Origin of the sequence: Nocardia acididurans, assembly GCF_016741815.1 — a bacterium.
GTDB classification, from domain to species: Bacteria; Actinomycetota; Actinomycetes; order Mycobacteriales; family Mycobacteriaceae; genus Nocardia; species Nocardia acididurans.
On record NZ_JAERRJ010000055.1, the window covers coordinates 1 to 827 of the forward strand.

The 827-nt window shown below is 65.5% G+C and carries 1 protein-coding gene; it reads right to left on the minus strand.

Annotated elements, in window-relative coordinates:
• A protein-coding gene (locus tag JK358_RS38760; protein ID WP_201958874.1) for an IS5 family transposase occupies positions 1–765 on the minus strand; the annotation gives its coding sequence in 2 pieces (ribosomal slippage) (positions 1–435 and positions 435–765; 766 coding nt annotated over the 2 pieces). This gene is flagged as partial in the annotation.
• Between the last annotated feature and the right edge of the window lie 62 nt (positions 766–827).

The window sequence follows — 827 nt, forward strand, 5'->3', positions numbered from 1 at the left end:
TCAGGGCTGCGGCCAGGTCGAGGAAGCCGTGGTGGATGTCGGTGCGGCGTTCCCATCGAATCGCCAGTCGCCGGTACTGGTGCAGGAGGGCGAAGGTCTGCTCGACGATCCAGCGGCCGGCGGTGACCTTGTCGCGGGTGCCGCGGCGGGCGATGTAGCCGGTGATATGTCGTTGCCGCAGTTCGGAATACACGCTGGGGTAGTCATATCCCTTGTCCGCGATCAGGTTCGTGATCCGGCGACGAGGCTGTCCCGGCCGCCCACGCAGGGGTCGGACTCGGTCGAGCAGCGTGGGCAGCACCAGGTGATCGTTGACGTTGGCCGCGGACAGCGCGATGGCGAGTGGGAATCCGTTCGCGCAGGTCAGCAGATGGTGTTTGGAACCGGTCTTGGCGCGGTCGACCGGGCTCGGACCTGTTGCGGCGCCCCTTTTTTGGCCCGCACGTGCGAGCCGTCGACCATGACCCGATCGAAGTCGATCAATCGGGCGGCATGGGCACGGGCGAGTACGGCTTGATGGATCTGCTCGAACACCCCGGCGGCTTGCCAGTCCCGCAACCTGCGCCAACACGTCATCCCGGACCCGAATCCCAGCTCCTGGGGCAGATCTTCCCAGCCGATTCCGGTGATCAGCACGAACAAGATCCCCTGCAGCACCCGACGGGAGTCCATCTGCGGCGGCCCCGGCGTCCCGGCCGGTTTCACCGGCAGTAGCGGTTCGATTACCGCCCACAACTCGTCATCCACGATCCAGGGTGCTGCCACGACGAAACATCCTGCACTGCAACAGAACCCGACGCCACTCGACCGAACCTGTTAGGAGCTCT